Annotated in this window: 21 protein-coding genes; 12 read left to right on the top strand and 9 right to left on the bottom strand. The window is 69.6% G+C overall.

Annotated features, from left to right (window positions below; translation table 11 throughout):
* Positions 1–2: 2 nt before the first annotated feature.
* The 3 genes from ENSA5_RS19080 to ENSA5_RS19070 form a co-directional block, all read right to left on the bottom strand.
* Positions 3–353 (bottom strand): hypothetical protein, encoded by a 351-nt coding sequence (locus ENSA5_RS19080; protein ID WP_106393112.1) that lies wholly within the window; start codon positions 351–353, stop codon positions 3–5.
* Positions 354–1,382: a hypothetical protein gene (locus tag ENSA5_RS19075; protein WP_106393111.1), complete on the bottom strand. Its 1,029-nt coding sequence runs from the start codon at positions 1,380–1,382 to the stop codon at positions 354–356. It abuts the gene before it with no gap.
* Positions 1,383–1,469: 87 nt separating this feature from the next.
* The gene (locus tag ENSA5_RS19070; RefSeq protein ID WP_146155870.1) at positions 1,470–3,290 is read right to left on the bottom strand and encodes a lysyl oxidase family protein; all 1,821 of its coding nucleotides are present in this window, start codon (positions 3,288–3,290) and stop codon (positions 1,470–1,472) included.
* Between the two features lie 668 nt (positions 3,291–3,958).
* Between ENSA5_RS19070 and ENSA5_RS19065 the strand changes: the two genes are divergently transcribed.
* A complete protein-coding gene (locus ENSA5_RS19065) occupies positions 3,959–4,849 on the top strand; it encodes a hypothetical protein (RefSeq protein WP_106393109.1) in 891 nt (296 codons plus the stop codon).
* A gap of 196 nt (positions 4,850–5,045) precedes the next feature.
* Positions 5,046–6,149, top strand: coding sequence for a hypothetical protein (locus tag ENSA5_RS19060; protein ID WP_106393108.1), 1,104 nt, complete (start codon positions 5,046–5,048; stop codon positions 6,147–6,149).
* Here the strand turns inward: ENSA5_RS19060 and ENSA5_RS19055 are convergent.
* Positions 6,115–7,653, bottom strand: coding sequence for an alkaline phosphatase family protein (locus tag ENSA5_RS19055; RefSeq protein ID WP_106393107.1), 1,539 nt, complete (start codon positions 7,651–7,653; stop codon positions 6,115–6,117). The genes ENSA5_RS19060 and ENSA5_RS19055 overlap by 35 nt on opposite strands.
* Before the next feature lie 205 nt (positions 7,654–7,858).
* Between ENSA5_RS19055 and rpoZ the strand changes: the two genes are divergently transcribed.
* Entirely contained in the window at positions 7,859–8,404 is a 546-nt protein-coding gene (gene rpoZ / locus ENSA5_RS39915; protein WP_219906812.1) for a DNA-directed RNA polymerase subunit omega, read from the top strand.
* 10 nt (positions 8,405–8,414) lie between these two features.
* Complete coding sequence (locus ENSA5_RS19045) at positions 8,415–8,852, top strand: hypothetical protein (protein WP_106393106.1); 438 nt, start codon at positions 8,415–8,417, stop codon at positions 8,850–8,852.
* A gap of 137 nt (positions 8,853–8,989) precedes the next feature.
* Here ENSA5_RS19045 and ENSA5_RS19040 read toward each other — a convergent pair whose 3' ends face one another.
* The 3 genes from ENSA5_RS19040 to ENSA5_RS19030 form a co-directional block, all read right to left on the bottom strand.
* Positions 8,990–10,393, bottom strand: a complete 1,404-nt coding sequence (locus ENSA5_RS19040; protein ID WP_106393105.1) for an NAD(P)/FAD-dependent oxidoreductase — start codon at positions 10,391–10,393, stop codon at positions 8,990–8,992.
* Between the two features lie 87 nt (positions 10,394–10,480).
* Positions 10,481–11,266 (bottom strand): NRDE family protein, encoded by a 786-nt coding sequence (locus ENSA5_RS19035; protein ID WP_106393104.1) that lies wholly within the window; start codon positions 11,264–11,266, stop codon positions 10,481–10,483.
* Positions 11,267–11,362: 96 nt separating this feature from the next.
* Positions 11,363–12,589 carry a penicillin-insensitive murein endopeptidase gene (locus ENSA5_RS19030; protein ID WP_106393103.1) on the bottom strand — a complete coding sequence of 409 codons (1,227 nt, stop codon included), beginning with the start codon at positions 12,587–12,589 and terminating at the stop codon, positions 11,363–11,365.
* Between the two features lie 127 nt (positions 12,590–12,716).
* Between ENSA5_RS19030 and ENSA5_RS19025 the strand changes: the two genes are divergently transcribed.
* Complete coding sequence (locus ENSA5_RS19025; protein WP_181197921.1) at positions 12,717–13,511, top strand: hypothetical protein; 795 nt, start codon at positions 12,717–12,719, stop codon at positions 13,509–13,511.
* Between the two features lie 297 nt (positions 13,512–13,808).
* Complete coding sequence (locus tag ENSA5_RS19020) at positions 13,809–14,201, top strand: SpoIIAA family protein (protein ID WP_181197920.1); 393 nt, start codon at positions 13,809–13,811, stop codon at positions 14,199–14,201.
* A gap of 44 nt (positions 14,202–14,245) precedes the next feature.
* On the opposite strand, the gene ENSA5_RS19015 is transcribed toward ENSA5_RS19020, so the two are convergent.
* Positions 14,246–14,662: a VOC family protein gene (locus ENSA5_RS19015; protein ID WP_219906811.1), complete on the bottom strand. Its 417-nt coding sequence runs from the start codon at positions 14,660–14,662 to the stop codon at positions 14,246–14,248.
* Between the two features lie 159 nt (positions 14,663–14,821).
* Between ENSA5_RS19015 and ENSA5_RS19010 the strand changes: the two genes are divergently transcribed.
* The gene (locus ENSA5_RS19010) at positions 14,822–15,577 is read left to right on the top strand and encodes a tetratricopeptide repeat protein (protein ID WP_106393100.1); all 756 of its coding nucleotides are present in this window, start codon (positions 14,822–14,824) and stop codon (positions 15,575–15,577) included.
* Positions 15,578–15,849: 272 nt separating this feature from the next.
* On the opposite strand, the gene ENSA5_RS19005 is transcribed toward ENSA5_RS19010, so the two are convergent.
* On the bottom strand, positions 15,850–17,109 hold the full coding sequence (locus tag ENSA5_RS19005; protein WP_106393099.1) for a Zn-dependent hydrolase: 1,260 nt from the start codon (positions 17,107–17,109) through the stop codon (positions 15,850–15,852).
* Between the two features lie 171 nt (positions 17,110–17,280).
* Here ENSA5_RS19005 and ENSA5_RS19000 point away from each other — a divergent pair, with 171 nt between their 5' ends.
* From ENSA5_RS19000 to asnB, 5 genes are read left to right on the top strand one after another with little or no spacing between them, the layout of a single operon-like run.
* Complete coding sequence (locus ENSA5_RS19000) at positions 17,281–17,814, top strand: hypothetical protein (protein ID WP_181197919.1); 534 nt, start codon at positions 17,281–17,283, stop codon at positions 17,812–17,814.
* Between the two features lie 7 nt (positions 17,815–17,821).
* On the top strand, positions 17,822–19,276 hold the full coding sequence (locus tag ENSA5_RS18995; RefSeq protein ID WP_106393097.1) for a sodium:solute symporter family transporter: 1,455 nt from the start codon (positions 17,822–17,824) through the stop codon (positions 19,274–19,276).
* A complete protein-coding gene (locus tag ENSA5_RS39275) occupies positions 19,273–19,401 on the top strand; it encodes a hypothetical protein (protein WP_258182923.1) in 129 nt (42 codons plus the stop codon). The genes ENSA5_RS18995 and ENSA5_RS39275 overlap by 4 nt, the downstream gene beginning before the upstream one ends.
* A complete protein-coding gene (locus ENSA5_RS18990) occupies positions 19,395–20,480 on the top strand; it encodes an aspartate/ornithine carbamoyltransferase family protein (protein ID WP_106393096.1) in 1,086 nt (361 codons plus the stop codon). The genes ENSA5_RS39275 and ENSA5_RS18990 overlap by 7 nt, the downstream gene beginning before the upstream one ends.
* 24 nt (positions 20,481–20,504) lie before the next feature.
* On the top strand, positions 20,505–22,481 hold the full coding sequence (asnB, locus tag ENSA5_RS18985; RefSeq protein ID WP_106393095.1) for an asparagine synthase (glutamine-hydrolyzing): 1,977 nt from the start codon (positions 20,505–20,507) through the stop codon (positions 22,479–22,481).
* Positions 22,482–23,435 lie beyond the last annotated feature (954 nt).

The raw sequence follows: 23,435 nt of genomic DNA, 5'->3' as shown, positions 1-23,435 counted from the left end.
GGTCAGATCCGGTCGACCGACGTGAACTCGTCCTCATGCTGGAGGCTCACGAGCCGCTCCGCGGCTCGGCGTTGGCGGAGCTGACTGCGCCGCAAGAACAACCCCGTCACCACGGGGCCCAGCAAGGAGCTGCAAAGCGCGACGCCGACCGCAACACCAAAGGCCCTCGAGCCTGGTGATGTGAACCAAAACGCGACGAGCAGCATGATGACGGTCAGGACAAGAGAGGTCGCAGCGCCCCACGCCGTCTCACTGGCCAACGCAGCGCGCTCTGCCCGAGTGTCCTGCTGGGCACGGAGGATCTCGGCGTAGCGGCTGACTTGGTCGCGCTGGTCTTGGGTGGGGCGTGGCACTCAGGGGATCCGTCCACCACCAGTATAGCGGTAACTGACCAGAGTTCTCAGAATCAGCGCATCAAGCGCCGAGTGGAAGGGCGTGAGCGCCTGCGCCGCGATCGTGGGGTCGGGGTGAAAGCCGTTGGCGTGGGTGAACAGAGGGAGCACGTCGTGGGAGTGTTGGTCTGGGGCCCCGAAGGCATCCCGAAACTCCTGCAAAGCCACACCAAAGGCGCTGTCGGGGTCACGGTACCGGGCGAGGGTCGCAGCCTGTTCGCTCGACGTGGCGCCCCACAAGTCCCGCTTGTTGACGACAGTAATCACGGATCGCAAACGCTGCTGTGGCACCGGCTCGATTCCCTTGGTTTGCGCGTGCGCCCGGCAGTGGTCGACGAGTTCTCGAAGGTAGGTCGCCTCTTCTTCTCGACACTTCGAGACGAACTCATCGGTCGTGTGAGCGACGGGTTTGGCCCGAGAGTTCGGGCGAATGAAGGTCGCGCGGAGCTCGGGCATCGACGTGGCCAGATATCCGCCCGCAACGACGATGACCGCGATCGCGGGTGGCTCGCTGCCGACCATGACGTCGAGCACGTTCGCGTAGCCGCTCATGGCGTGGCGAGGCTCGCCGGGCGTGTCCAGCAGGGGGACTCGGCGGCCCTGCAGCACCAGACGACGGGCTTCGTCCTCTGCGGTGTACAAGATATCTTCTCGGGGCGCTTTGCCTCGCAATCGTAAGTCGATCTGGGACTTGCCCACGCCAGAGGGGCCGAGCAAGATGATGCCCCGTTTGGGAGCCTGTCGTAGCCAGGAACGAACGTGGGACGTGGTGGAGACATCCCCTTGGAGAGCCGGGAGCATGGCGACGAATTGTCGCTGCTCCGGCGTGAGACGTCCTCCCTGCCATTCGGGGGGTGGCGAGACATCGTCGAGCTTGCGAAGCTCCTCGTCGAGTATCGTTAATGTGTAGTCAAGCATCGGTCGAGCCGCACGTTTGATTAGAAACGTGCGCAGCGAGTCGAGAAACAGCGCGGTCACCGACATGAACATTCGTTGTCACGAGCATGGCAGCGCGTCAAGCGAGACACTCACAATGTCGATATGAGCTTTGAGGGTGGCCCGGATTCGGGCCACCCCTCAGTCGACGACCACAGGGATCTCGAGCACGTTGTTGTCGTAGCGGCGCTCGACCAGGGTCGAGTGCGACTTGCCCTCGGGCGGCAGGTTGATCTCCATGCGCAGCGTGTAGTCGCCGGCCGGCACATCCGTCACGTCGATCCACTGGCAGTCGAGCTGGGCGGCGTAGGTGTCGGACCAGCCCAGCGACAGGCCCTGGTTGAAGCAGGTGTAGACCCGGTCCTCGGGCCCGAGGCCGTCCCAGGCCCAGCTCTCCCAGTCGACCAGACAAAAGGCCTGCTTGTGTCCGGCGGCGACGACGTCGTCGCCGTCGAGCAGATAGTAGGTGGCGTAGTTGTCGAAGTGGTAGTGCTCGTGGCAGGGCGAGTAGGTGAAGAGATCGGGATGGTTGGCGGGGATCCCGAGGATCAGGTCGCGCGAGCCGACGTTGGCGGTCTTGGTGTCGAAGCGCAGGACCGTGCGCCAGCCGTCGCCGTCGACGCAGCCCTCGTAGAGCGAGCACGAGTCGGGCGCGACCCAGATCAGCTGGGTGTAGACCTCCAGATCCCAGTCGAGCACGGTCAGATCGGGGGCGTCGCAGCCGAGCGGGCCAAAGAGCGGGCCGCCCTGCTCGACCGGGGGCAGATCGCCGAGCTCCGCGACGGGGTAGTCGCAGCGGTAGACGCCGTCGAAGATCGGGCCCTGGGCGCAGCACAGCAGATCGGCGCCGCAGGCCGCCTCGGGCGCGGCGGGGTCACACAGCGCGCCCAGGCCCTGGCTGCAGACGTCGCTGTCGAGGTAGCCCTCGACCAGGACCTCGTCGATCGCGGCCTCGACGAAGACGGCCTCGGGGACCACGAGGTCGGTCGCGGTGATGCGCAGGCGCGTGTCGGGGACGAGCTCGATCCCGCAGGCCGCGAACGCGACCGAGGTCCACAGGTTTTGAGGCGAGGCCCCGACCCCGCCGTCGAGCTTGTCGAGCACGTGCACGGTCACGCCCTCGGCCTGGTCGGGATCGGGGACCAGCAGCGCGAGCTCGAGGCTGACGCCGGTCGGGACCAGATCCGAGCGGTAGAAGAAGCGCGCGAGCGAGACGCTGATGCTGGTCGCGTCGCTCGGATCGAAAGGCGGCGAGGTCAGGACCACCGCGCCGCCGTCGACGTCGGCCTCGCCGAGGGTCCCGCCGGGGTTGTCTCCGGTGTACCAGCACTGGCCGGCCTGGCACGCGCCGGGCTGGGCGAGCTCGGCGTCGAGATCGTAGACCTGCTGGGGGACGCCGCGGACCCAGGCGCCGCTTTGGGCGTCGCCGCTGACGGTCCAGCCCCTGTCCTCGGAGAAGTCGTCGAACAGCAGGACCTTGGTGTCGCCCTCCCAGCCCGTGGTGAAGGTCCAGGTCTCGCTGTCGGGGGACTCGACGGTCGGGTCGTCGCGCTCGAAGGCGCGGACGCGCCAGCTGTAGCTGCGCTCGCCGAGGAGGTTGAGCGGGCCGGTGCAGGTGGTCGTGAAGCCGTACTCGCCGGTCTCGCCGTTGGCGAGCTCGACCCCGTCAACCCACACGCGGTAGCCGAGCTCGTCGCCCTTGGGGTCTTCGGCCGGGGTCCAGCACAGCTCGGACACGACGGGGACCTCGAGCGCCTGGTCGGCCGGGCTCGCGAGGCTCGGGGCCGCGGGCGCCTGGTTGGGCTCGCCCGCGTCGGCGGCCGACTCGGTGGTCTCGCCGGTGGCGCCGCCCCCCTCGTCGGCGGGCTGGGCCTGGCAGCTCAGCGCCAGGCAGACCAGCGCGAGGCCGACCCAGGCGGACGACGGGCGCCCGATCCACGAGCGTGCGCAGGGATCACTCACGACCCCCACCTTGCCACACCCGCCTCGGCCACCGAGCACCCCGCACCCCCAAAATCGCACCCCCAAACTGACTCCGAGCCCGCCGAATCTACACACCACCCGCCTCGCCGATGAACCCGAGCCTCCCGGCCCCGGAGCGCCGCGGCCCGCGAGCCCTCGCCAGCCCCGAGTGAGCGCGAGCTCGGGGTCGGCGAAGGCTCGCGTGCAGCGCGCAAGCCCGGCCTGGCGCGCAAACGCGCCCCGCGGGCCACCTCGGGGGTACGCATTGGGTCCCTCGTGCATCCAATCGAGCCCGCGCCATCCACAAAGCTGGGCTCCGGGCATGCTCGGGACCCTGAATCGAGGCCACCACCCCCGGCCCGAGCAAGAGTCGGAGCCTCGGCCCGCCCCAGCCTCGGCGCCCGCGGGTCCTCGACTTCATCTGCGCGGCCCAGCCCCGCGCTCGCGGCGGGCTCGCGAGTCCGACCGCAGCGCAGGCCGGCGCGGACGATCCCGCCGGCCGGTTCTCAGCCGACGCGCGAGCCGAGCAACAGCTGGACCGGAAAAAGAATCATGAGCTTGTAAATTTGGGCACGACTCCACGCGGCGCGAACCAGGGGCCAGCACAACGATGAAAAATATGAAATTTATTGTGGCGCCAAGCGAAGACATCACTAACGTTGTGGGCAATGAACATCTACGCGCTCGAGCTCGCACGAATCCCCAATGTCTCCCTCAAGATCTTGCTGCGTCTGTGCAAGACAATCCTTAGAGGCGAACTCCCCCAGACCCACAGCATGATCGAGGCCGCGGCCGAGAACCTGCAAGCCTACGTCGACATCGTCAACGCGGCCCTGATCGCCCGCATCGTCGGCAGCAACCCCGCCCTGCTCGCAACCGAGATGAGCTTCGATCGAGCCGTCGACGCGCTCTGGGCCCAGCTCCTGCGCCGCCTCGACGACGCCCTCGCCTACGAGCACTCGGGCCTCGACATGCTCACGGACGAGCAGTCCCTCGCGGCCGAGCTCGCCCACTCGCGCGCGCAGGCCCAGCGCGCCCGCGATCTGCTCACGCGGGTGTTTGGCTCGACGACCCTGTCCGATCTGGTCAAGGTCACCTTCGTCGAGCAGGCCGAGTCGACGGCGACGATCCTGCGCATGATCGAGCAAGAGGGCCTGCGCCAGGACTTCGAGGACATCGTCGGCGCCCAGCTGATGCGAACCCTCGACAACTGCCAGCTTCGCTACGAGACCATGATCGACGATCGCCTGAACCGGCAACGAGGCATGGGCCAGGATCACCGGGAGCTGCGCAATCAGCTGCGCTGGCGCCTGATCGCCTACGTCAACGCGGTTCAGTCGCTCTACCAGCCCGCGCAGCCCGAGACCGGCGAGCAGGTCGTCGCGCACTTGCAGTCGATCCTGACCCTGCGCGAGAGCCTCTCACGCAACACCAACGAGGCCGAGCTCGAGGCCGAGCTCGAGGACTTCGCGGAGCTCGACCTGTCCGCGCCCGCCCCCGCGCCCGTGCTCATGCCCGTGCTCGAGCCCGAGGCCGCGCCCGCGCCCGCGCCCGAGTGAGCTCCAGTCTTGGTAGGCTGGCGCGGTGCGACCGGCGAAGCGACGCGTCCTAGCAGCCCGGGGTGCAATCCCTCGCGCCGCCTCGCTTGGCCTTTTCGCCGAGGGCTTTGTCGCCAAAACTTGCAGTACGCCCGGTACAGCCGCGTTTTGGCTTCGCGCCCTCCGCGAAAATTCCGGCGCGAGGCGACACGATGCATTGCACCCCGGGCTGCTAGCCCCGATCGTCGTCCTCGTCTGCGCCGCGCTCGCCTCCCCGGCCTCGGCCTCGGCCGCCAACGAGGCCCACGTGCGCACGCCCGTGCTGTGGCCGTCGCAGTGCGCCCGCGTGGTCGATCGCAGCGTCGACGCTCCGATCGTCCACTTCGACTACACCATCCCCGTCGAGGACACCGAGCCGACCCTCGACGAGCTCCCCGACAGCCGCACCCACCAGTTCGTGGCCCTGTGCCGCCAGCGCCCGGTGTCCGAGCTGCTCCCGCCCTGGATCACCCGCGACGACGTCGATCGCAGCGTCGAGCTCGGCCTGGTCGAGGCCGACGAGGTCAGCTACCGCGAGATCCTCGACGAGTCGACGATCTGGACCGACTGCTTCACCCGGATCACCGCCGACGACGACCGCCGCCCGATCAGCTTCGAGCAGGCCGCGGCCGGGGTCGAGTGGGACACGAGCGCGGTCGGGCCCGGGGTCTACTCGGTCAGCGCCTACACCTTCGAGCCGACCTTGAACCTGTGGCGCGACCGCCCGGGCTTCGTGAAGATCCTCGACGACCCCGACGACCCCGAGCAAGACCTCCCGGCGATCGCCCTGCTCGTCGACGAGCAGGCCCTCGACCCGGGCGCGCCGATCGTCGTCGAGGCCTGCGTCGACGTGCTCGGCCCGGCCCAGGTCGAGCTCGAGTGGGCCCGCTTCGCGCCCTCGCTCGACTGGCAGGCCCTCGACACCCTCACGGTCGACGACGACGGCCCCCTGAGCCTCGACCTCCGCGCGCCGATCGCCGCGGCCGACTCGGAGATCCTCGTCCGCGCGCGGATCACCGACGCGCGCGGGCGCGAGTCGATCGGCCACGCGACGGCGCGGGTGTCCGTCCTCCCCTGCCCCCTCGACGGGCCGACCTGCGTCGAGCCGACTCCCGAGGGCGAGGGCGAGGGCGAGGGCGAGGGCCAGCGCGGGGGCTGCTCGGTCGGCTCGCCGCTCGGCACGGGCGGCGGCGGCCTCGTCGGGCTCGTGTTCCTGGTCCTGGTCCGGGTCCGGGGCCGGGCCCGGATCAGGAAAAGCGCACGACCGAGCGCTTGGCCATGAGCTCGCGCAGCAGCTCGGTGGTCTCCCGCGAGGCCCGGATCCAGCCCTGATCGCCGCCGCGCTGGCCCTTGGCGACCAGGGCCGCGAGCTCGACCTGCCCGCCGAAGTTGACCCCGGGCACGTGGACGATCGGGCTGAGCGGGACCGTGACCTTGGGCAGCGAGATCGGCGGGCGCGGGTTGTCGATCAGATCGGGATCGATGCAGCTCGACAGATCCGCGGTCGCGGCCACGCGCTCGTTGAGCGGGTCGAGACCCCAGCGCGCCGCGACGGTCGCGGCGACCGAGACGTGATCGAAGACCGTGCCGTTGACGCAGCCCGCCCGGACCTGGGGCCCGATGACGATGCTGGGCACGCGAAAGCCGAGCTGCTCGAAGCCCGGGTGGGGGTCGACGGTCGTCGGCGGGGGCACGTGGTCGAAGAACCCGCCGTGCTCGTCGTAGGTCACGATCAGCAAGCAGCGATCCCACTGCGGGCTGGCGGCCAGGGCCTCGTAGATCAGCGCGACGAAGGCCTGACCCTCGCGGACGTCGGCCGGGGGGTGGTCGTCGTTGCCGATCGTCGGGCCCGCGGTCAGGATCGGATCGATGATGCAGAAGCTGGGCAGCTCGCCGTTCTCGGCGTCGGTGTAGAACTCCGCGATCGAGGCGAGGTGCTCGGCGTTGCCCGGGACCCCGTAGGTGAGCACGAAGGGCAAGTTGGCGTAGTAGTAGCGATGCGAGATCCCGGCGTCGGCGAGCTGGTCGAAGATGCTCGGGACGCCCTCGATCATGTCGTTGCCCTGGGTCCCGTCCGAGTCGGCGCAGTGCAGATAGAAGCGGTTGGGGAAGGTCGAGGTCATGACCGAGGCGAACCAGCGATCACACAGGGCGTACTCGTCGACGAGCGCGTGGTACACGGGCAGCTGCTCGCGCAGGTAGTAGCCCATGACCTCGGCGTAGTCCTGGCCGATCTTGCCCTCGTGCTCGGTCACGAAGCCGTCGTTGGCGCCCATGTTGAACTGCGCGTGGCAGGCGTTCCACGAGTGCGGCGGGTCTTCTTCGTGGACCCACTTGGAGGTGTTGAACACCGAGACCGGATCGCCCATCAGCGTGGGGTTTTGCTCGCTGCCGAGGAGCCCATCGACCGGCCGGCCCTCGGCCAGCGAGAGGCCGCCGAGGTAGTGGTCGAAGCTGCGGTTCTCCATCATCACGACGACGATGTGGTCGATGCCCGAGAGCAGCTCGGCGGGGCTGAGCTCGCTCGCCTCACAGACCTCGTACTCCTCGTCCCCGGTCTCGGTCCCCGTCTCGGTGCCGGTGTCCGTGCCCGTGTCCGTGCCGGTGCCCGTGTCGCTGCCCGTGCCCGTGTCGCCGTCGCCGTCGCCGTCGCCGCTCCCGGTCCCGGTCCCGGTCCCGCCCTCCCCCGCGTCGCTGTCCGGATCGTCTCGACACGCGCTGATCGTCGCAGCCGTGACCAGCGCGCCCAGACCCTGCAGCGCTCGGCGCCGCGACAGACGGCTCATGCGGTGGCGGCGTGCTCGAGCGCGTCGGACCCGTATCGGCAGTGCGGTCATGAGCCCAGTATCACCCCGCGCGCTTGCGCTGGGCGCGCGGCCGGCCCCCTCACGAACACAGCCATGCAACGAAAATGCGACCTTTGACGGCGTTGGCGGCCAACACGCGGCGAGTGGACAATCGGCCCGAGGGCCCCCATACTCCGCGCTCCTCATGGCACGCGTCACCGTAGAAGACTGCCTCGAGCAGGTCCCCAATCGCTTCGCTCTCACCGTCCTCGGCTCGCGTCGGGCACGAGCGCTCAGCGAGGGCAAGGGCACCGCGCTGGTCAAGAGCTCCAACAAGGTCGGCGTCGTCGCGCTGCGCGAGATCGCCAAGGCTCTGGTCCGCTACGACGAGAACGTCGAGGAGACGATCCGCGGCTTCATCGAGGAGCAGCGGGCCCAGCTCATGGCCGGGTCCAACTCCGACGCAACCTTCATCGACGCGGCGACCTTCGGCACCGGTGACGACGAAGACGACGAAGACGACGACGACGTCAAGGAGCTGCCCTCCGATCCCGACAAGCTGCAGGACGACGACGACGACGACGACGATGAGGACGGCGACGACGACACGCCCGAGGGCACGGAGCCAGACTCGATCAGCGACGGCGACGACATCGGCAGCGACGACGACGACGGCGTCGAGGCCTCGGTCCTCGGTGGCCTCGACGAGGACGACGACGACGACGACGACGACGACAAAAGCGACGGCTGAGCGCCGCCGCGTGGTCGTCTTCGTCAGCGCTGTCCTCGCTGTCAGCTTCAGCGCGAGCGCGCTCGGGTGCGCAGACCGGGCTCCGCCCGCGCGCTTCCCCTATCCCCCGCCGCCCGCGCTCGCCGAGCCGCTCGAGCGCGAGGAGCAGCCCGAGCACGGCCCCGACGCCGAGCTCGACGCGCCGCCCAGTGGCGATCAGAGCGAGGGCCACTCGAGCAGCGGCGAGTCGCCGCCCGGCCCCGCCGCCGAGCTCGACGCGCCGCCCAGTGGCGATCAACCCAGTAGCGACCAGGGCGAGGGCCACTCGAGCAGCGGCGAGTCGCCGCCCGAGCTCGACGCGCCGCCCAGTGGCGGTCAACCCAGTGGCGGTCAACCCAGTGGCGACCAGGGCGAGGGCGACTCGAGCAGCGGCGAGTCGCCGCCCGGCCCCGCCGCCGACGGCGGCTGAGCGCGGAGCCACCCAGGCAACCGGCGTCTGCTCGCGCCTCCGCGTCGCTCCCCTCGGCCGTCTCGCACGGTGCCCCACCTGGGCCCCACCTGGGCCCCACCTGGGCCCCACGTGGGCCCCGGGCGGACGCGCGGGGCTCACTCGCGTTCGGGGCTCGAGTCGGTGTACGAGCGCCACTTCTTGGCCACGATCAAGCGGGCGCCGCGGGAGAAGGTCAGGTAGGACCACGCCCACTGGATCAGCACCAGGACCCGGTTGCGGAAGCCGCTGAGGTAAAAGATGTGGACGAGGAGCCAGGTCCACCAGGCCAGGACCCCGCCAAAGCGCAGCTTGCCGGCCTCGACGATCGCCCGCGAGCGCCCGATCGTCGCCATCTGGCCCTTGTCGACGTAGCTGAAGCGGCCGCGCGCCTCGCCGTCGAGCTCGCGGAGGATCGCCCGGGCGACGAAGCGACCCTGCTGCATGGCGACCGGGGCGAGGCCTGGGTAGGGCCGACCGTGGCCGTCGACGGCGTGGGCGAGATCGCCGGCGACGAAGATGTTGGGGTGGGCGGCCAGGCTCAGATCGTCTCCGACCTCGATCCGGTTCTGGCCGTCGCGCGCGACGTCGAGCGCCTCGAACTCGGCGGCCCGGACCCCCGCGGCCCACAGCACCGTGGCCGCCTCGATCCGCTCGTCGCCGACCTCGACCCCGTGCGCGTCGACCTTGGTCACGCGGCTGTTGGTCCAGACCTGAACGCCGAGGCTCTCGAGGTCGCGGGTCGCCCGGCTCGCGAGCTCCTCGTGAAACGCGGCCATGATCCGCGAGCCGGCCTCGATCAGGATGACCCGGGTGAGCTTGGGATCGATGTTGCGAAAGTCCCTGGCCAGGGTCGTCCGGCTCATCTCGCCGATCGCCCCGGCGAGCTCGACCCCGGTCGGGCCCCCGCCGACGATCACGAAGGTCAGCAAGCGCTTGCGCTCACGGGTGTCGGCGGCGTGGGTCTCGGCGCTCTCGAAGGCCGTGAGCACGCGACGCCGGATCTCCGTGGCCTGCTCGACGGTCTTGAGCCCGGGCGCGAAGGGCTCCCACTCCTCGTGGCCGAAGTAGGCGTGCATGGCCCCGGCCGCGAGCACCAGGTAGTCGTAGTGAAGCTCGCCAAACTCGCCGTAGACGCGCTTGCCCTCGGCGTCGACGCCACGGACCTCGCCCTGGATCACCGTGGTGTTGCGGTACTGGCTCAGGAGCCCGCGGATCGGCGCGGCGATGTCGGCCGGGCTCAGGCCCGCCATCGCGACCTGGTACAGGAGCGGCTGGAACAGGTGATGGTTGCGGCGATCGATGAGCACGAGCTCGATCTCGGCGCCGCGGCGGCCGAGGATCTTGGCCGCGTTGAGCCCCGCGAAACCACCTCCGACGATCACGACGCGGGGGCGGCGTGGGGCCTGGGCGACGGCCCCTGGGGCTCGTTTGGCGAGCTCGGTCCCGGCTGCGGGCTCCCCCTCGCCGTCAGAGTTGAGCTCCGGCTTCGCCGCGACGCCTGTGTTCGAGCCTTCTTGCATCCTCATCGTAGCTACGCCGGGGCGGCCGCACCATCACACAATGGGGCCAGCATGGGGCCAGCACGCAAAGCTTGCCGGCAAGCTCGCTCAGGCCAGACGAAGCTCGCGCACGGCCTCAGCGTGATCGACGAAGTCCGTCTCGCAGGGCCGCCCGAGGGCGTGGAGGAAGCGAGCGCTGCCGAGCTCCGGCCCGAGCTCGACGAGGGTCGACGAGCGGGTGCCGTAGTTGAGGGGCAGGGCGTGGACGCACATCGCGTCGAGGCCGACCGCTGTGGCCGCGGGCGCCTGGCCGGGCGACGCGTGGGGTTGGTGGTCGGCGAGGATCGAGCGCCAGCGCGCGACCTCGGGCAGCGGCCCGGCCTCGAGCTCGGCGGCGAGCCGGTCGAGGGTCCGATGGCGCTCGCTGGCGCCTGCGCCGAAGCTGCGCTCGGTCAGCCAGTGAACCCCGGGCCCGAGCTCGACCTCGTGGAGGCGCTCGCCGTCGGCCCAGACCACGAGCGCGCCGTCGCGGTCGGCGAACAGGAGGTGAAAGGGGTTGTAGTCCCGCGCATCGAGCTCGCGCACCCGGTCGCGCGCCCCCGCGCGGCTCGCGGCCCCGAGCGCGGTGAACACCAGCTCCCCCCGAGATCGGCGCGAGGGGTCCGGGATCGCGCGGCGGTTGGTGATGCCGACGAAGAGGCCGCGCTCGTTGAGCCCGAGCCAGGTCCCGCCGGCTCGGAGGTCGCGCGGCGCGAGCACTCGCCGGCTCGCGACCTCGCCGGCCGGCCACACCTGCGGCCCGCTCGCCGCTCGGTCGAGGGCCTCGTCACGGTTGGTGGCGATGACCAGGGGCGCCTGGGGCCAGACGCCAACTGCGGCGATGATCGTGCACATGTTTCATGACCCCCCGCGGGCCTCAGCGACTCTGCCACCCACGGCGGGGCGCTGGACCTAAATCGAGCCCTGCGCGGAGAATCGAGCAGGCTGCTCCTACTCGCGAAAGCGAACGTGGAGGTGGTTCTCGTGGCCGCGCCAGTGGCGAATGATGCCGTGGCCGCGCCCGCGCCCGCGCGGGTACTGAAAGTACTCATCGAGCTTGCGCTGGGACACGCCCTGGTCCTTGGCGTACTCGTAGATCAGCTTCTGAAACTTGTAGTCGAGGAAGATGCAGCGGACCTCCCCGGTCGCGATGAACTCGTCGATCAGCGCCCACATGCGCTCCAGATCGATGTTGTCCTTGGTCGCGCCCGAGAAGTGAAGGCGATCGGCGAGCTTGCCCTGGAGCACGAAGCCGATGTCGAGGTCGCGGCCCTCCTGGTGGGACAGGTGCCCGGCCAGCGGCCCTCCGTGGCGGCCCGAGATGTCGCCGATGCGCAGCTTGGGACCGCCGGGGACCCGGCGCTGGTAGTTGTCGACCACCCGCCCGATGAGCTTGATGGTTCGCGCGGTCCCGTAGACGTTGTGCGCGCGCTTGATCGTGTAGGCCTCGTGCTGGGGCAGCTTGCGCGGGCTCGTGAGCCGGCCGCGCTGGGGCGGCTCGGGCTCGAAGCCGATCAAGATGTCGCCGACGGTCACGATGTGGAGCTTGTCGCCGACGCGCAGCTTGTTGGTGTCGCCCAGGGCCCCGTCTTGCATCCCGAGCAGCTCCTCGGGGGACAGGTTGTTGGCGTAGGCGATCTGGTTGAAGGTCTCACCGGGCGCGACCACGTGGTCGAACTCCACGACCTCGCGCGGCGGCAGCTCGGGGCACACGGCCAGCTTCTGGCCGACGCGAATGTGGTCGGGGTTGTCGGCCAGCGTGGGGTTGAGGCCGATCAGATCCGTGCTCAGCACGCCGTAGCGCCCCGCGATCAGCCCGAGGTGCTCGCCGGCCTCGACTTCGTGCCAGTGGATCGGGGTGCGGTAGTGACAGGCCTCGTCGTTGCGAGACTTGGACCTGCTCTTGGACTTGCCCTTGCTCTTGGACTTGGACTTGGACTTGCTCTTGGACTTGGACTTGGCCTTGCTCTTGGACTTGCTCTTGCTCTTGCTCTTGGCCTTGCTCTCGTTCGCCGGGTGGGGATCCCCCTCCCCCTCGTCCTCGCCCGAGGGCTCGAGCGCGCTCGACGGCTCGCTCGCGTCCGAGGGCTCGCTCGCCCCGGCCCGCGCTGGGGCAAAGCACAGAGCGGCGAGGGTGGCGCCCAGTACGGCTGTCGATGCAATGAACGAGATACGCATGGCTCCTCCGTCGATCCCAGGGTGGGGTACGCCCCACCATCCCGGTCCATAGGATCCCCCGCCCGTGAGGCCAAACTTTCGGCGAAATTCGCCTCGGGCCGGGACCGCGGTTACCTTGGGCGAGCCCATGCGCCACTCCCAGACGTCCCGCTCTCGCTCGCTACTGTCGTTCGAGTCCCTCGGACTCCCCGCCGCGCTCGTGGTCGTCGTGGGCGTGTCCGCCCTCGCCGGCTGCTCGCCGGACAAGGGGCCGGGCTCGCTCTCGGTCACCTACGAGCTCGGCAACCAAAAAAGCTGCGCCGAGCTCGGCATCGACTCGCTTCGGGCCGAGCTCGTCCAGGGTCCGAGCGAGGATCTGACCGTCGTGTACAGCGAAGAGATTCCGTGCGAGGACGGCGGTGAGATCGTCCTCGACCTGCTCGAGCCTGGTCTGTACTCATTGATCGTCAGCGCCCAAGACGACAACGGCGTCGAGACGATGGACAACCTCGGCCAGCCTGACACCGAGCGGCGCGTCGAGATCTTCGAGGCCGCCCAGGCCAACGTCGCGGCCGAGCTGACCGCTCGCCCCGCCCAGTTCGAGCTCAGGTGGCGCCTCGGCGCCGACGGCTTCGGCAACTGCGCAGCGATCGGCATCGACCGGTTCGAGGTCACCGCCTACCAAAACAACGGCACGGTCGTGTTGCTCGAGACCGAGCTCGACTGCGATCTCGCCGGCGACGCGATGGGCTACCGCCTCGTCCCCGATCCCGATCGCGAGCTCAACGGCGCGTTGCTCGACGAGGTCGGCATCCAGGCCGTAGACGCCTCCGGCAACTCGGTTGGGAGCGCGGCGACGATCAGCTTCGAGCCGGTCGGGGCCGGCTACCCGCTCCAGCTGACGGTCGAGTGCACCGAGAGCGGCTGCGTGGAACAGGCCTGATCCCTGGCCTGATCTTTCGCCTGATCTTTCGCCCGAGCCAGCGGCCTGATCCGCCGCTGGTATTTCGGTTGAACCTGCTCGGACCTTGGGTTAGGGTCGAGAGGTCTAGGTCTGCGCGCGTGCGGACCGAAGCTTGGACTGCGTGGCCAGGGTTGTCCCAAAACGCCCCACGCCACAACAAGAAGGGCAGCGATGTCTCGCCGGCGAAAGCCCGAGACACCTCCGGCAGCTTGTTTCGAGCCAGGTTTCGAGCCCGATCCCTGCCCTCGTCCCCTCCCCTCGCCCCCTCCCCCTCGCATGCATCACAGCCAAATTCGTAGCGCTGTCAGGTCGAGCGTCGAGGCCGGGGCTGGAGACGTCGGCATCGTCCGCGTCCACCTCCAGGGGCTCATCGACACGCCGATGCTCGACGGTCGATTGGGCGAGCTGATCGAGCGTATCGAGCAACACACCTCGGACGCCGTCCTTTGCGATCTACGAGCCGCCGCCGGCTACGGACCAGGAACCCCAGCGCGGGCCCGCGAGTGGCTGATGCGCGCGCACCGAGCGGGCGTCCGTCGCGTAGCTCTCGTCGCAAGCTCCTCGGTCCTGCGCACCGCCGCCTTGATGCTCGCCCGCAACCTCGACCTCGACCTGCGCTGCTTCCTCGGCGAGGCCGAAGCCCTGCGCTGGCTAAACACCCAAAACTAGAACCGCGGCCGTGCGTGGCAGAGTCGCCAACGGGCGGGGGGGGGTCAAGAACAACTCGGGATGTGGACGATCTGGACCTTGTTGCCGGCTGGATCGAGCAGATAGAACGAGCTCGCGCCGTCGCGGTGGAGCCTGGGTTTGGCCAGGATCTCGATGCCCAGGTCTGCGGCGCGCTCGCTCAGTCGCGCGTGCCAGGCGTCGACGGTGGCTGCGTCCGCGACCATGAAGCCGAGGTGGTCGAGGGCCGAGTGCTCGCGGCGGACCGTGTCGACGCGGTGCAGCGCGAGGTTGTCGCGGCCGCTCGTGAGGTAGGCGGCGGCGTCGTCGGGCTGCCAGTCGATCGCCATTCCCATGCCCTCACGATAAAAGCGCAGGGTCGCCTCGTAGTGCGCGTCGGCGATGTGGAGCGCGAGGTGGCGCAGGCCCAGCAGCGGCGGCGTTGAGTCGTCGGATTCGGTCACCCTCGCTGTGTAGGATCTCGCCCGGGTCGGCGCAAATCGATCCCCTCTCAGTCCGCGAGGCGACGCTGGACGGCGTGCGCCGAGCCGTGATAACCCGGCCCCGCGCCCCTTTTCAGGAGTATTCGCGTGAAACGTGCCCTCGGACTTGCCCTCGCCACCATGCTGATCGTCCCCGCCTGCAAGCCCGAGGTGGAAGACGCCAACCTCCCGGAGCAAATTGCGGCGAAGCTCAAAGAGTCCGACGCAAACTTGCGCAACCACAAGAGCGACGAGGCCGCCGAAGGCTACAAGTGGGTGCTCGAGAACGAGCCCGGCAACGTCGCGGCCCTGACCGGCCTCGGCAAAGTCGAGCTCGAGCGCGAGGACTACGCCGCCGCGGTCGACCCGCTCGAGAAGGCGGTCGCCGCGAACGGCGAAGACGCCAGCGCCCGCGCGTCCCTCGGCCGCGCCTACGCCGGAACCAAAGACTGGGCCAAGGCCGCCGAGCACCTCGGCAAGGCCTGGGAGCTCGACCAGGACACCGAGCAGTACGGGCTCGAGTATGGCGTCGCGCTGCGCGAGACCGGCAAGCTCGACGAGGCCGCGACCGTGCTCACGGAGGTCGGCGAGATCAACCCCAAGCTCAAGTACGTGTACCGCGAGCTCGGCAAGGTCCAGCTGGAGGCCAAGGAGCTCGACAAGGCCCTGCGCACCTTCATGAAGGCCCAGACCCAGTGGGCCGGCGACCAAGACGCCTTCGCTGGCGCGGCCATGGTCTACGAGGCCCAGGGCGACGTCAGCAAGTCGATCGACCAGTGGTCGCAGTACATCCAGCAAGACTGCTGCTCGACCTACTCGAAGGACGTCGCCCAGCCCAAGCTCGCGGCGCTCAAGAAGCAAGAGAACGAGGCCGGCAACCTCCCCGCCGACGGCTAGCAGCCCGGGGTGCAATGCATCGTGTCGCCTCGCGCCGGATTTTTTGCCGAGGGCGCGAAGCCAAAACGCCGCTGTACCGGGCGTACTGCTAGTTTTGGCGACAAAGCCCTCGGCGAAAAGGCCAAGCGAGGCGGCGCGAGGCATTGCACCCCGGGCTGCTAGCGAGGACCCCCGCGGCCGTCAGCGACTCGGCCACGCAGGGCCGCAAGCGGCCGCTCGGTCGTCGCGGCGCTCCCCCCTCGAGAGCGCTCGAGACCTGCTCGGGCGCGAAGTTAGCCCACGAGCTCACCGAGCACGCGCAGCGCCACGTTGGCGCCGGCCTCGATGTCTTCCCACGCCGTCCACTCCGCGGCCGAGTGGCTCATGCCCTGCAAGCTGGGCACGAAGATCATGCCGACCCGGGTCAGCTTGGCCATGACCTGCGCGTCGTGGACCGCCCCGCTCGGCAGCCGCATCCGCTCGTGGCCGAGCGCCTCGGCGGCCCGATCGATCCGCTCGATCAGGCCCGCGTCACAGGCCACGGGCTCGACCTCGCTGAGGATCTCGAACTCGAACATCAGGCCGTGACGACGGGCGAGCGCCGAGAGCGAGCGCCGCATGGCCTCGGCGAGGTTGGCGAGGACCTCGGGGTTGGGGTCGCGGACGTCGAGTGAGCAGATCGCCCGACCCGGAACGGTGTTGGCCGACCCGGGCTGGAGCTCGACCCGGCCGATCGTCGCGCGGCTCCGGGCCGAGCCGTTCTCGTCGAGCAGGCGGGGGATCGCGGCGGCGAACTCGACCACGCCGGTGAACGCGTCGTGGCGAAGATCCATCGGCGTGGTTCCGGCGTGGTTGGGCGTGCCGATCATTCGGATCTCCCACTTGAACAGGCCCGTGATGCCCTCGACCACGCCGATCGTCGCAGCCCGAGCCTCGAGCACCGGGCCCTGCTCGATGTGGAGCTCGAGGTAGGCGAGCAGCGACTCGGCGCTGCGGCGGGCGTCGAGGGCCGCCATCGCGTCGAGCCCTCGGCTGGCCATGGCGTCGATCAGGCTGACGCCCTCGAGGTCCCGAGCCTTGTGGAGGTCGGCGGGGCTGAGCTGCCCTGCGATCGCCTGAGAGCCCAGCAAGCCGCCGAAGCGCCCCTCCTCGTCGCTGAAGGCCACGCACTCGAGCGGGTGACGCAGGGGCAGGTCGAGCTCGTGGAGGCGGCGCAGACACTCGAGGCCGACGAGCACGCCGAGGGCACCGTCGAGGGGACCGCCGCTCGGGACCGTGTCGATGTGCGAGCCGATCATGTAGCTCGGGCTGCCGTCCCAGCCGAGCCGGGCGTGGAGGTTGGCGGCCCCGTCCTGGTGCGCGGTCAGGCCTGCGTCCTCGATGCGCCCGCGCAGCCACGCCCGCGCCTCCATGTCGGCTTCGCTGAAGGCGAGACGCGAGATGCTGCGATCGGGTTGGCGGCCGATGGCCGAGAGCGCCTCGATATCGGCGCGCAGCCGCGAAGCATTGACGCGTGCGTCGAGGAGACTCGTCGAACGACTCGCTGTACCCACAGCCTCATGCTAAAGCCCGCGCTCGTCGTGCGCACGGCGTTTTACCGTGCTCGCCGACATTTGAGCGCGCGCCGTCGAAATGTTATGGGAGGTGCAAGGCCCTGGCTCCGCCGGGTTCTGGCCGTGCGTGGCGCCCACTTTCGTCGGTTCGTGCCGCGCGTCCCCTCTTCCATGCCCACATCGGTCCCAGTCCGGGGCCGCCGAGTCCGCTCGGTGGCCCTGCTGTTCGCGTCTGCGCTGCTGTTCGCGGCGCCCGAGCTGTGGGCGGCGCCAGAGCCGAGCCCGACGCCGAGCGCCGCGGCGCCGACCATGGTCGGCGATCCCGAGCTCGAGTCGAGCAATGGCGCGGTGTTGCTGAAGTGGGAGCCCGCCGAGTCCGAGCGCGAGCTCGAGTACGAGCTGCAAGAGTCGAGCAGCGCCAACTTCGACGATCCGAGCTCGCGCTACCGCGGGACCCTGCCGAGCTGGTACGTGTCGGGGCGCCTCGACGGGCGCAGCTATTTTCGCGTCCGCAGCCGGCCTCTAAACGGCGCCAGCGACGGCGGCGAGGCGCCGTGGACCGAGTGGTCGGCGGCCCAGTCCGTGCTCGTCGAGCACCACGATCTGCGCCTGGCCGTGATCCTGTTCATCCTCGGCGCGGTGGTCTTCGTGATCACGGCGGCCACCGTCTTGCTCGCCGCTCGCTCGACGAGCACGCCCCGCTGAGGCCGCGATGGACAGCCAGATCGCCATCCTCTCACCGACGACCGGCTGGATCCTGATCGCCGGCTTCGCGGTGCTGTGGCTCGCGCTGGGGCTGTGGTGGGGCCGCAAGGGCGCCTCGCTCGACGGCTTCATGCTCGCCAACCGCAACGTCGGGCTGGCGCTCGGGGCCGCGACCGCGGTCGCCACCTGGGTCACCTCCAACACGACAATGCTCGCCCCGCAGCTGGCCCTCGAGATGGGCGTGTGGGGCATGCTGTCGTACTCGACGGCCGCGATCGGCCTGCTCTTGTTCGCGCCGATGGCCAAGCGCATTCGGGCGCTGATGCCGACGGGCTACACCAGCGCCGAGTTCGTACGCCTGCGCTTTGGTCGGCCGGCCTGGGTCGTGTTTCTGATCATCTCGCTGTTCTACGCCATGACCTGGCTGGTCTCGATGGGCATGGCTGGCGGGCTCTTGCTCGAGGCGCTCGCGGGCATCCCCTACCACTGGGGCATGAGCGTGATCCTGGCCGTGTGCGTGGGCTACACCGTGGTCGGGGGGCTCCACGCGGTCATCGGCACCGACTTCATCCAGAGCCTGATCGTGATCCTCGGCGTCGCGGTCGTGGTCATCGCGGTCCTCACCCAGATCGATGTCGCCAGCGTCCACGAGTCGCTGGCCACGTCGCGCCCGGCGCTGGTCACCGTGCTGTTCCCGGCCGCGCTCATGGGCGTGTTCAACGGCCTCCTGTTCGGCCTCGGCGAGATCTTCCACAGCAACGTGTGGTGGAGCCGGGCGCTGGCCATGCGCGAGGGCGTGGGTCAGCGGGCCTACACCCTGGCTGCGCTGATCTGGCTGCCGATCCCGATCCTGGCCGGGTTCCTGGGCCTGGCCGCGGCGGGCCTGGATCTGCCGATCGTCCGCCCCGACATGGTCGGCCCGCTGCTCGCCGCCAAGCTGCTCGGGGGCGTCGGCGCGGTGCTCGTGTTCGTGGCCGTGTTCGCCTCGCTGGCGTCGAGCATCGACAGCCTCCTGGCCGCGACCAGCGACCTCGTCGTCCATGATCTCGTCCACGGCATGCTCCTGCGCGGGCGCAGCGACGACCAGCGCCAGCGGCGGCACGCGGCCTGGGCACTCGTCGGCCTCGGCCTCCTGACCTGGCTCTTGTGCCTGCCCAAGCTCGGCACGCTGGCCACGGTGTTGTTCTTCGCCGGGCCCCTGGTCGGCAGCACGATCTGGCCGATCCTGGCCGGGCTCTACTGGCGCCGGGCCAACTCCCGCGCGGTGTTGTGGGCGATGATCTCCGGCAGCCTGGTCGGCCTGGCCTGCTACGTCTTCGTGGGCTGGTACACGGGCGCGCTCGTCGGCACCACCGTGTCCATGCTCGTGGTCGTGCTCGGCAGCGTCCTGGCCCCGGGCGACTTCGACTGGGCCAAGCTCTCGCAGCCCGAGCCCGCGCCCGCGCAGGAGACAGGCTCATGAGCGGGGTCTTCTCCCCCACGCTGCTCTCGGCGCTGGTCTACGCCGCGCTGGGCGCGAGCGGGCTCGGTGTCACGGTCTTGATCGTGCTGCTGGTCCGCGACCTCAAGAATGGGAACCCATGGTGAACACACTCCCCCCGTCCGGGCTTCGGCTCAACAGCAAGGGCCTGATCCTCGATCCCCGGCAGCTGCTCAGCGCCAGCGACAAACAGATCGACTTTGCCCGGCTCGAGACCCTCGCCGGGCAGAGCCTGGTCCAGATCCGCGACCTCGACCACGAGACGATCGTCCAGGTGTGCAAGTTCGCCGCGCTGCTCGAGCTGACCCAGATCGCCCGCCATCGCCCGCTGGCCGGCAAGCTGATCATCACCGCCTTCTTCGAGGCCAGCACCCGCACGCGCCTGTCGTTCGAGAGCGCGGCGGCGCGGCTCGACGCCCGGGTCCTCAGCGTGCCCGACGGCAAGGTCACGGGCGTCGCCAAGGGTGAGTCGCTGGCCGACATCGGCGAGATGTTCAACAGCTACGGCGACATCGTGATCATGCGCCACCCACGGGTCAGCGCGATCGAGGAGATCCGCAGCAACCTGATCCTGCCGCTGCTCAACGCCGGCAACGGCACCGACGAGCACCCGACGCAGGCGCTGCTCGACTGGTACTGCCTGTTCAAGTGGCGGCCCGAGCTCATGAGCGGGGCGCTCGCGCCCGATCGCCGCCTCCACCTCGGCGTCATCGGCACCCCGGCGAACATGCGGGCGGTCCGGAGCTTCTTGCTGCTCGCGCTGATGCAGCCCCACGCCGTGGCCAAGATCAGCTTGCTCAGCGAGGACGCGCGGCCGCTCGACGCCAGCCTCGAAGCGGCCGTGGCCGCGAGCGAGGTCCCGCTCGAGCTCGTCGACGCCAACCTCGACGAGGTCCTGCCCGAGTTCGACGCGGTCTACATGAACTCGATCGCGCTGCTCGGCGGCAGCTACCAGGAGCTCGATCAACGCTACGCCCTCCGCGCCGACAGCCCCTTTCGCAAGGACGCCGTCGTGCTTCACCCCCTCGCTCGCAAGGCCGAGCTCGACGTCAGCCTCGACGACACGGCCCACAACCTCTACTTCGCCCAGGCGGCCGGGGCCGTGTACCTGCGCCAGGCGCTCTTGATCAGCATGCTCGGCGCGATCGATCGCGTGCCCGCGGGCGTGCAGTACCTGGCCTCCTGAAGGCCCAACCAAAGGACCAGCCCCATGTGTGGAATCGTCGGCTACTGGCGCCTCGACGGCCTCGAAGACCAGGCGCGCACCAACCTCAACGCGATGATGGATCTCATCGTCCACCGCGGCCCCGACGGTCGCGGGATGCATCTGGATCCGCAGCTCGGGCTCGCCATGGGCCACACCCGGCTGACGATCATCGATCTGCACACGGGCGATCAGCCGCTGACCACGTCCGACGGACAGGTCATCCTGACCAGCAACAGCGAGTTCTACGACTTCAAGTCGATCCGGGCCAAGCTCAGCTGCGAGGGTGAGCGCTTCGCGAGCAAGAGCGACGCCGAGATCGCCCTGGCCCTCTACCGTCGCCACGGCCTCGACTTTGTCGAGCACCTCCGCGGCGAGTTCGCCTTCGCGCTGTGGGACGGGGTCGAGCAGCGCCTGGTTTTGGTCCGCGATCGCTTCGGGATCAAGCCGCTGTACATCCACCAGCGCGAGCGCGAGCTGTTCTGGGGCTCGGAGGTCAAGGCCCTGCTGCGCCACCCCACGGTCCCGCGTCGCCTCGATCCCAAGGCCGCGCTCAACCAGCTGATGCAGGTCATGGTCCCGGGGACGACCTCCTTCGCCGAGATCGAGGCCGTTCGCCCGGGTCAGATGCTGGTGTTCCGCCGCGGCGCCAACGGTCGGCTCGAGCGCGAGGACCACGTCTACTGGGACATGAACTTCCCGCGCGCCGCCGAGCGCGAGGGCCACGGCGGGCCGAGCGAGTGGATCACGGGCGTCCGCGATCGCCTCGTCGACGCGGTCGGGGTCCGGCTCGAGGCCGACGTCCCGGTCGGCTGCTACCTGTCCGGCGGCATCGACTCGTGCTCGATCCTCGGCATCGCCTCGACCATGCAGCAGTCGCCGGTCAAGGCCTACACGATCAGCTTCGACAACCCGAACTACGACGAGTCCGCGATCGCGGCCGAGATGGCGCGGGCCGCCGGCGCCGAGCAGGAGGTCCTGCACCTGCGCGCCCGCGAGCTCTACGGCGGCTACTTCTCGCGCGTCGTCTGGCACGCCGAGCGGACCTTCTACAACACCTTGTCCGTGGCCAAGTGGCACATGAGCCGGCGCGTGCGCGAGTCCGGCTACAAGAGCGTGATCACGGGCGAGGGCAGCGACGAGCTGTTCTCGGGCTACCCCTTCTTCAAGCGCGACCTCTTCGTCCACGGGCCCGCCGAGCACGGCGCCGACGAGGGCTTCGCGGCCCTGCGAACCAAGATGCAGGCCAGCAACGCGGTGTTCGAGGGGGCGATCCTCGCCGAGCAGCAGGCCGAGCACCCGGCCTGGAACGAGCTGATCGGGTTCACGCCCTCGTGGATCCAGCCGTGGATCCTGACCCTGGCCCGCGCCCGGCCCCTGCTCGCGCCCGCGCTGCGCGAGGAGCTGGCCGACTACGACCCCATCGCCGCGGTCGCCGAGCGCATCGATCGCAGCCAGCTCGAAGGTCGGCACTTGCTCGACCGCGTGCAGTACAGCTGGATCAAGACCATGCTCGAGGGCCAGATCCTGACCTGGGGTGGCGACCGCGTGGACATGGCCAACTCGATGGAGTCGCGCCCGGCCTTCCTCGATCACCACCTCGCCGAGTACGCCCGCCAGATCCCGCCCTCGTACCGAATCCACGGCGGGACCGAGAAGTGGGTGCTGCGTGAGGCCATGCGCGGGATCTTGCCCAAGGTGCTCTACGAGCGTGAGAAATTCGCGTTCATGGCTCCGCCGAGCAACACCGACCCGGTCAAGCGCGCGGCGGTCGACGCGTTGGTCGAGCGCTACGCCTCGCGCGATGCGTGCGAGGCGGCGGGGATCCTGGATCCCGATCGCGTCGCCGAGCTGCTCGCGCGCAACAGCGACGACCGGGCCGAGGCTGTGCGTGACGACATTCTGATCAATCACGTGCTTGGGCTTCAGATCCTCCACGAGGAGTTTGTCGCGAACGAACCTCGGGTCCCGCCCGAGCCCTGAGGCGGGCAGCCCGAGCACTGAGGCGGGCAGCCCGAGCCCTGAGGCGGGCGCCTCGACGTCGTTGATGAGGCGGCGTCGTGACGATGAGGCTCCGCGCCGGCCGCAGGAGGTCCGAGCGAGGGCCGTCGCCTCTCCATCTGGGGTGCAGAAGGCTCTTGGTGCTGCTCCCCCGTTGTGAGCGAATGCCCTTCGCTGGTGCTTTTCGGGCGGCGATAGCCCTCGCTCGGACCTCCTGCGTCCTTTGTGCGCTCATCTCTTGGCGAGGGCCGACCCCGCTTTGAACTGGCGAGCGCCAGTGGCTCTGGTCGCCCGAGTGGCTCCGCCGAGCAACACCGACCCGGTCAAGCGCGCGGCGGTCGACGCGTTGATCGAGCGCTACGCCTCGCGCGACAGCGACGACTGGGCTCCTCGAAGTCGTTGATGAGGCGGCGTCGTGACGATGAGGCCTCCGCGCGGGCCGCAGGAGGTCCGAGCGAGGGCCGTCGCCTCTCCATCTGGGGTGCAGAAGGCTCTTGGTGCTGCTGCCCCGTTGTGAACGAATGCCCTTCGCTGGTGCTTTTCGGGCGGCGATAGCCCTCGCTCGGACCTCCTGCGTCCTTTGTGCGCTCATCTCTTGGCGATGGCCGACCCCGCTTTGAACTGGCGAGCGCCATTGGCTCTGGTCGCCCGAGTGGTCTCGCCGACCGCCAAGCCCGCAGCCAAGCGGCCCCCGGCCTCATCGGTCGTCGACACGGTCCCCGGACTCTCGCCGAGCTCCTCTGACATCCAGCTCGCGGTCACCACAACTCGCTCGACCTCCACCGTCACGACCCAGCCCGATCAACAACCCAAAGCCAGCCCGACCTCCCAACCCACTCGCCGTCCCAGAGCACGGACCCCAACGTCACGACTCAGCCCCATCAACAACCCAAAACCAGCCCCACCTCGCGACCCCCTCGCCGTCCAAAGCCAGCC

Source organism: Enhygromyxa salina, from assembly GCF_002994615.1.
Lineage (GTDB): Bacteria > Myxococcota_A > Polyangia > Nannocystales > Nannocystaceae > Plesiocystis > Plesiocystis salina_A.
Note: the sequence above shows the minus strand (reverse complement) of the source record. Positions and strands in the feature narration are given on the sequence as shown.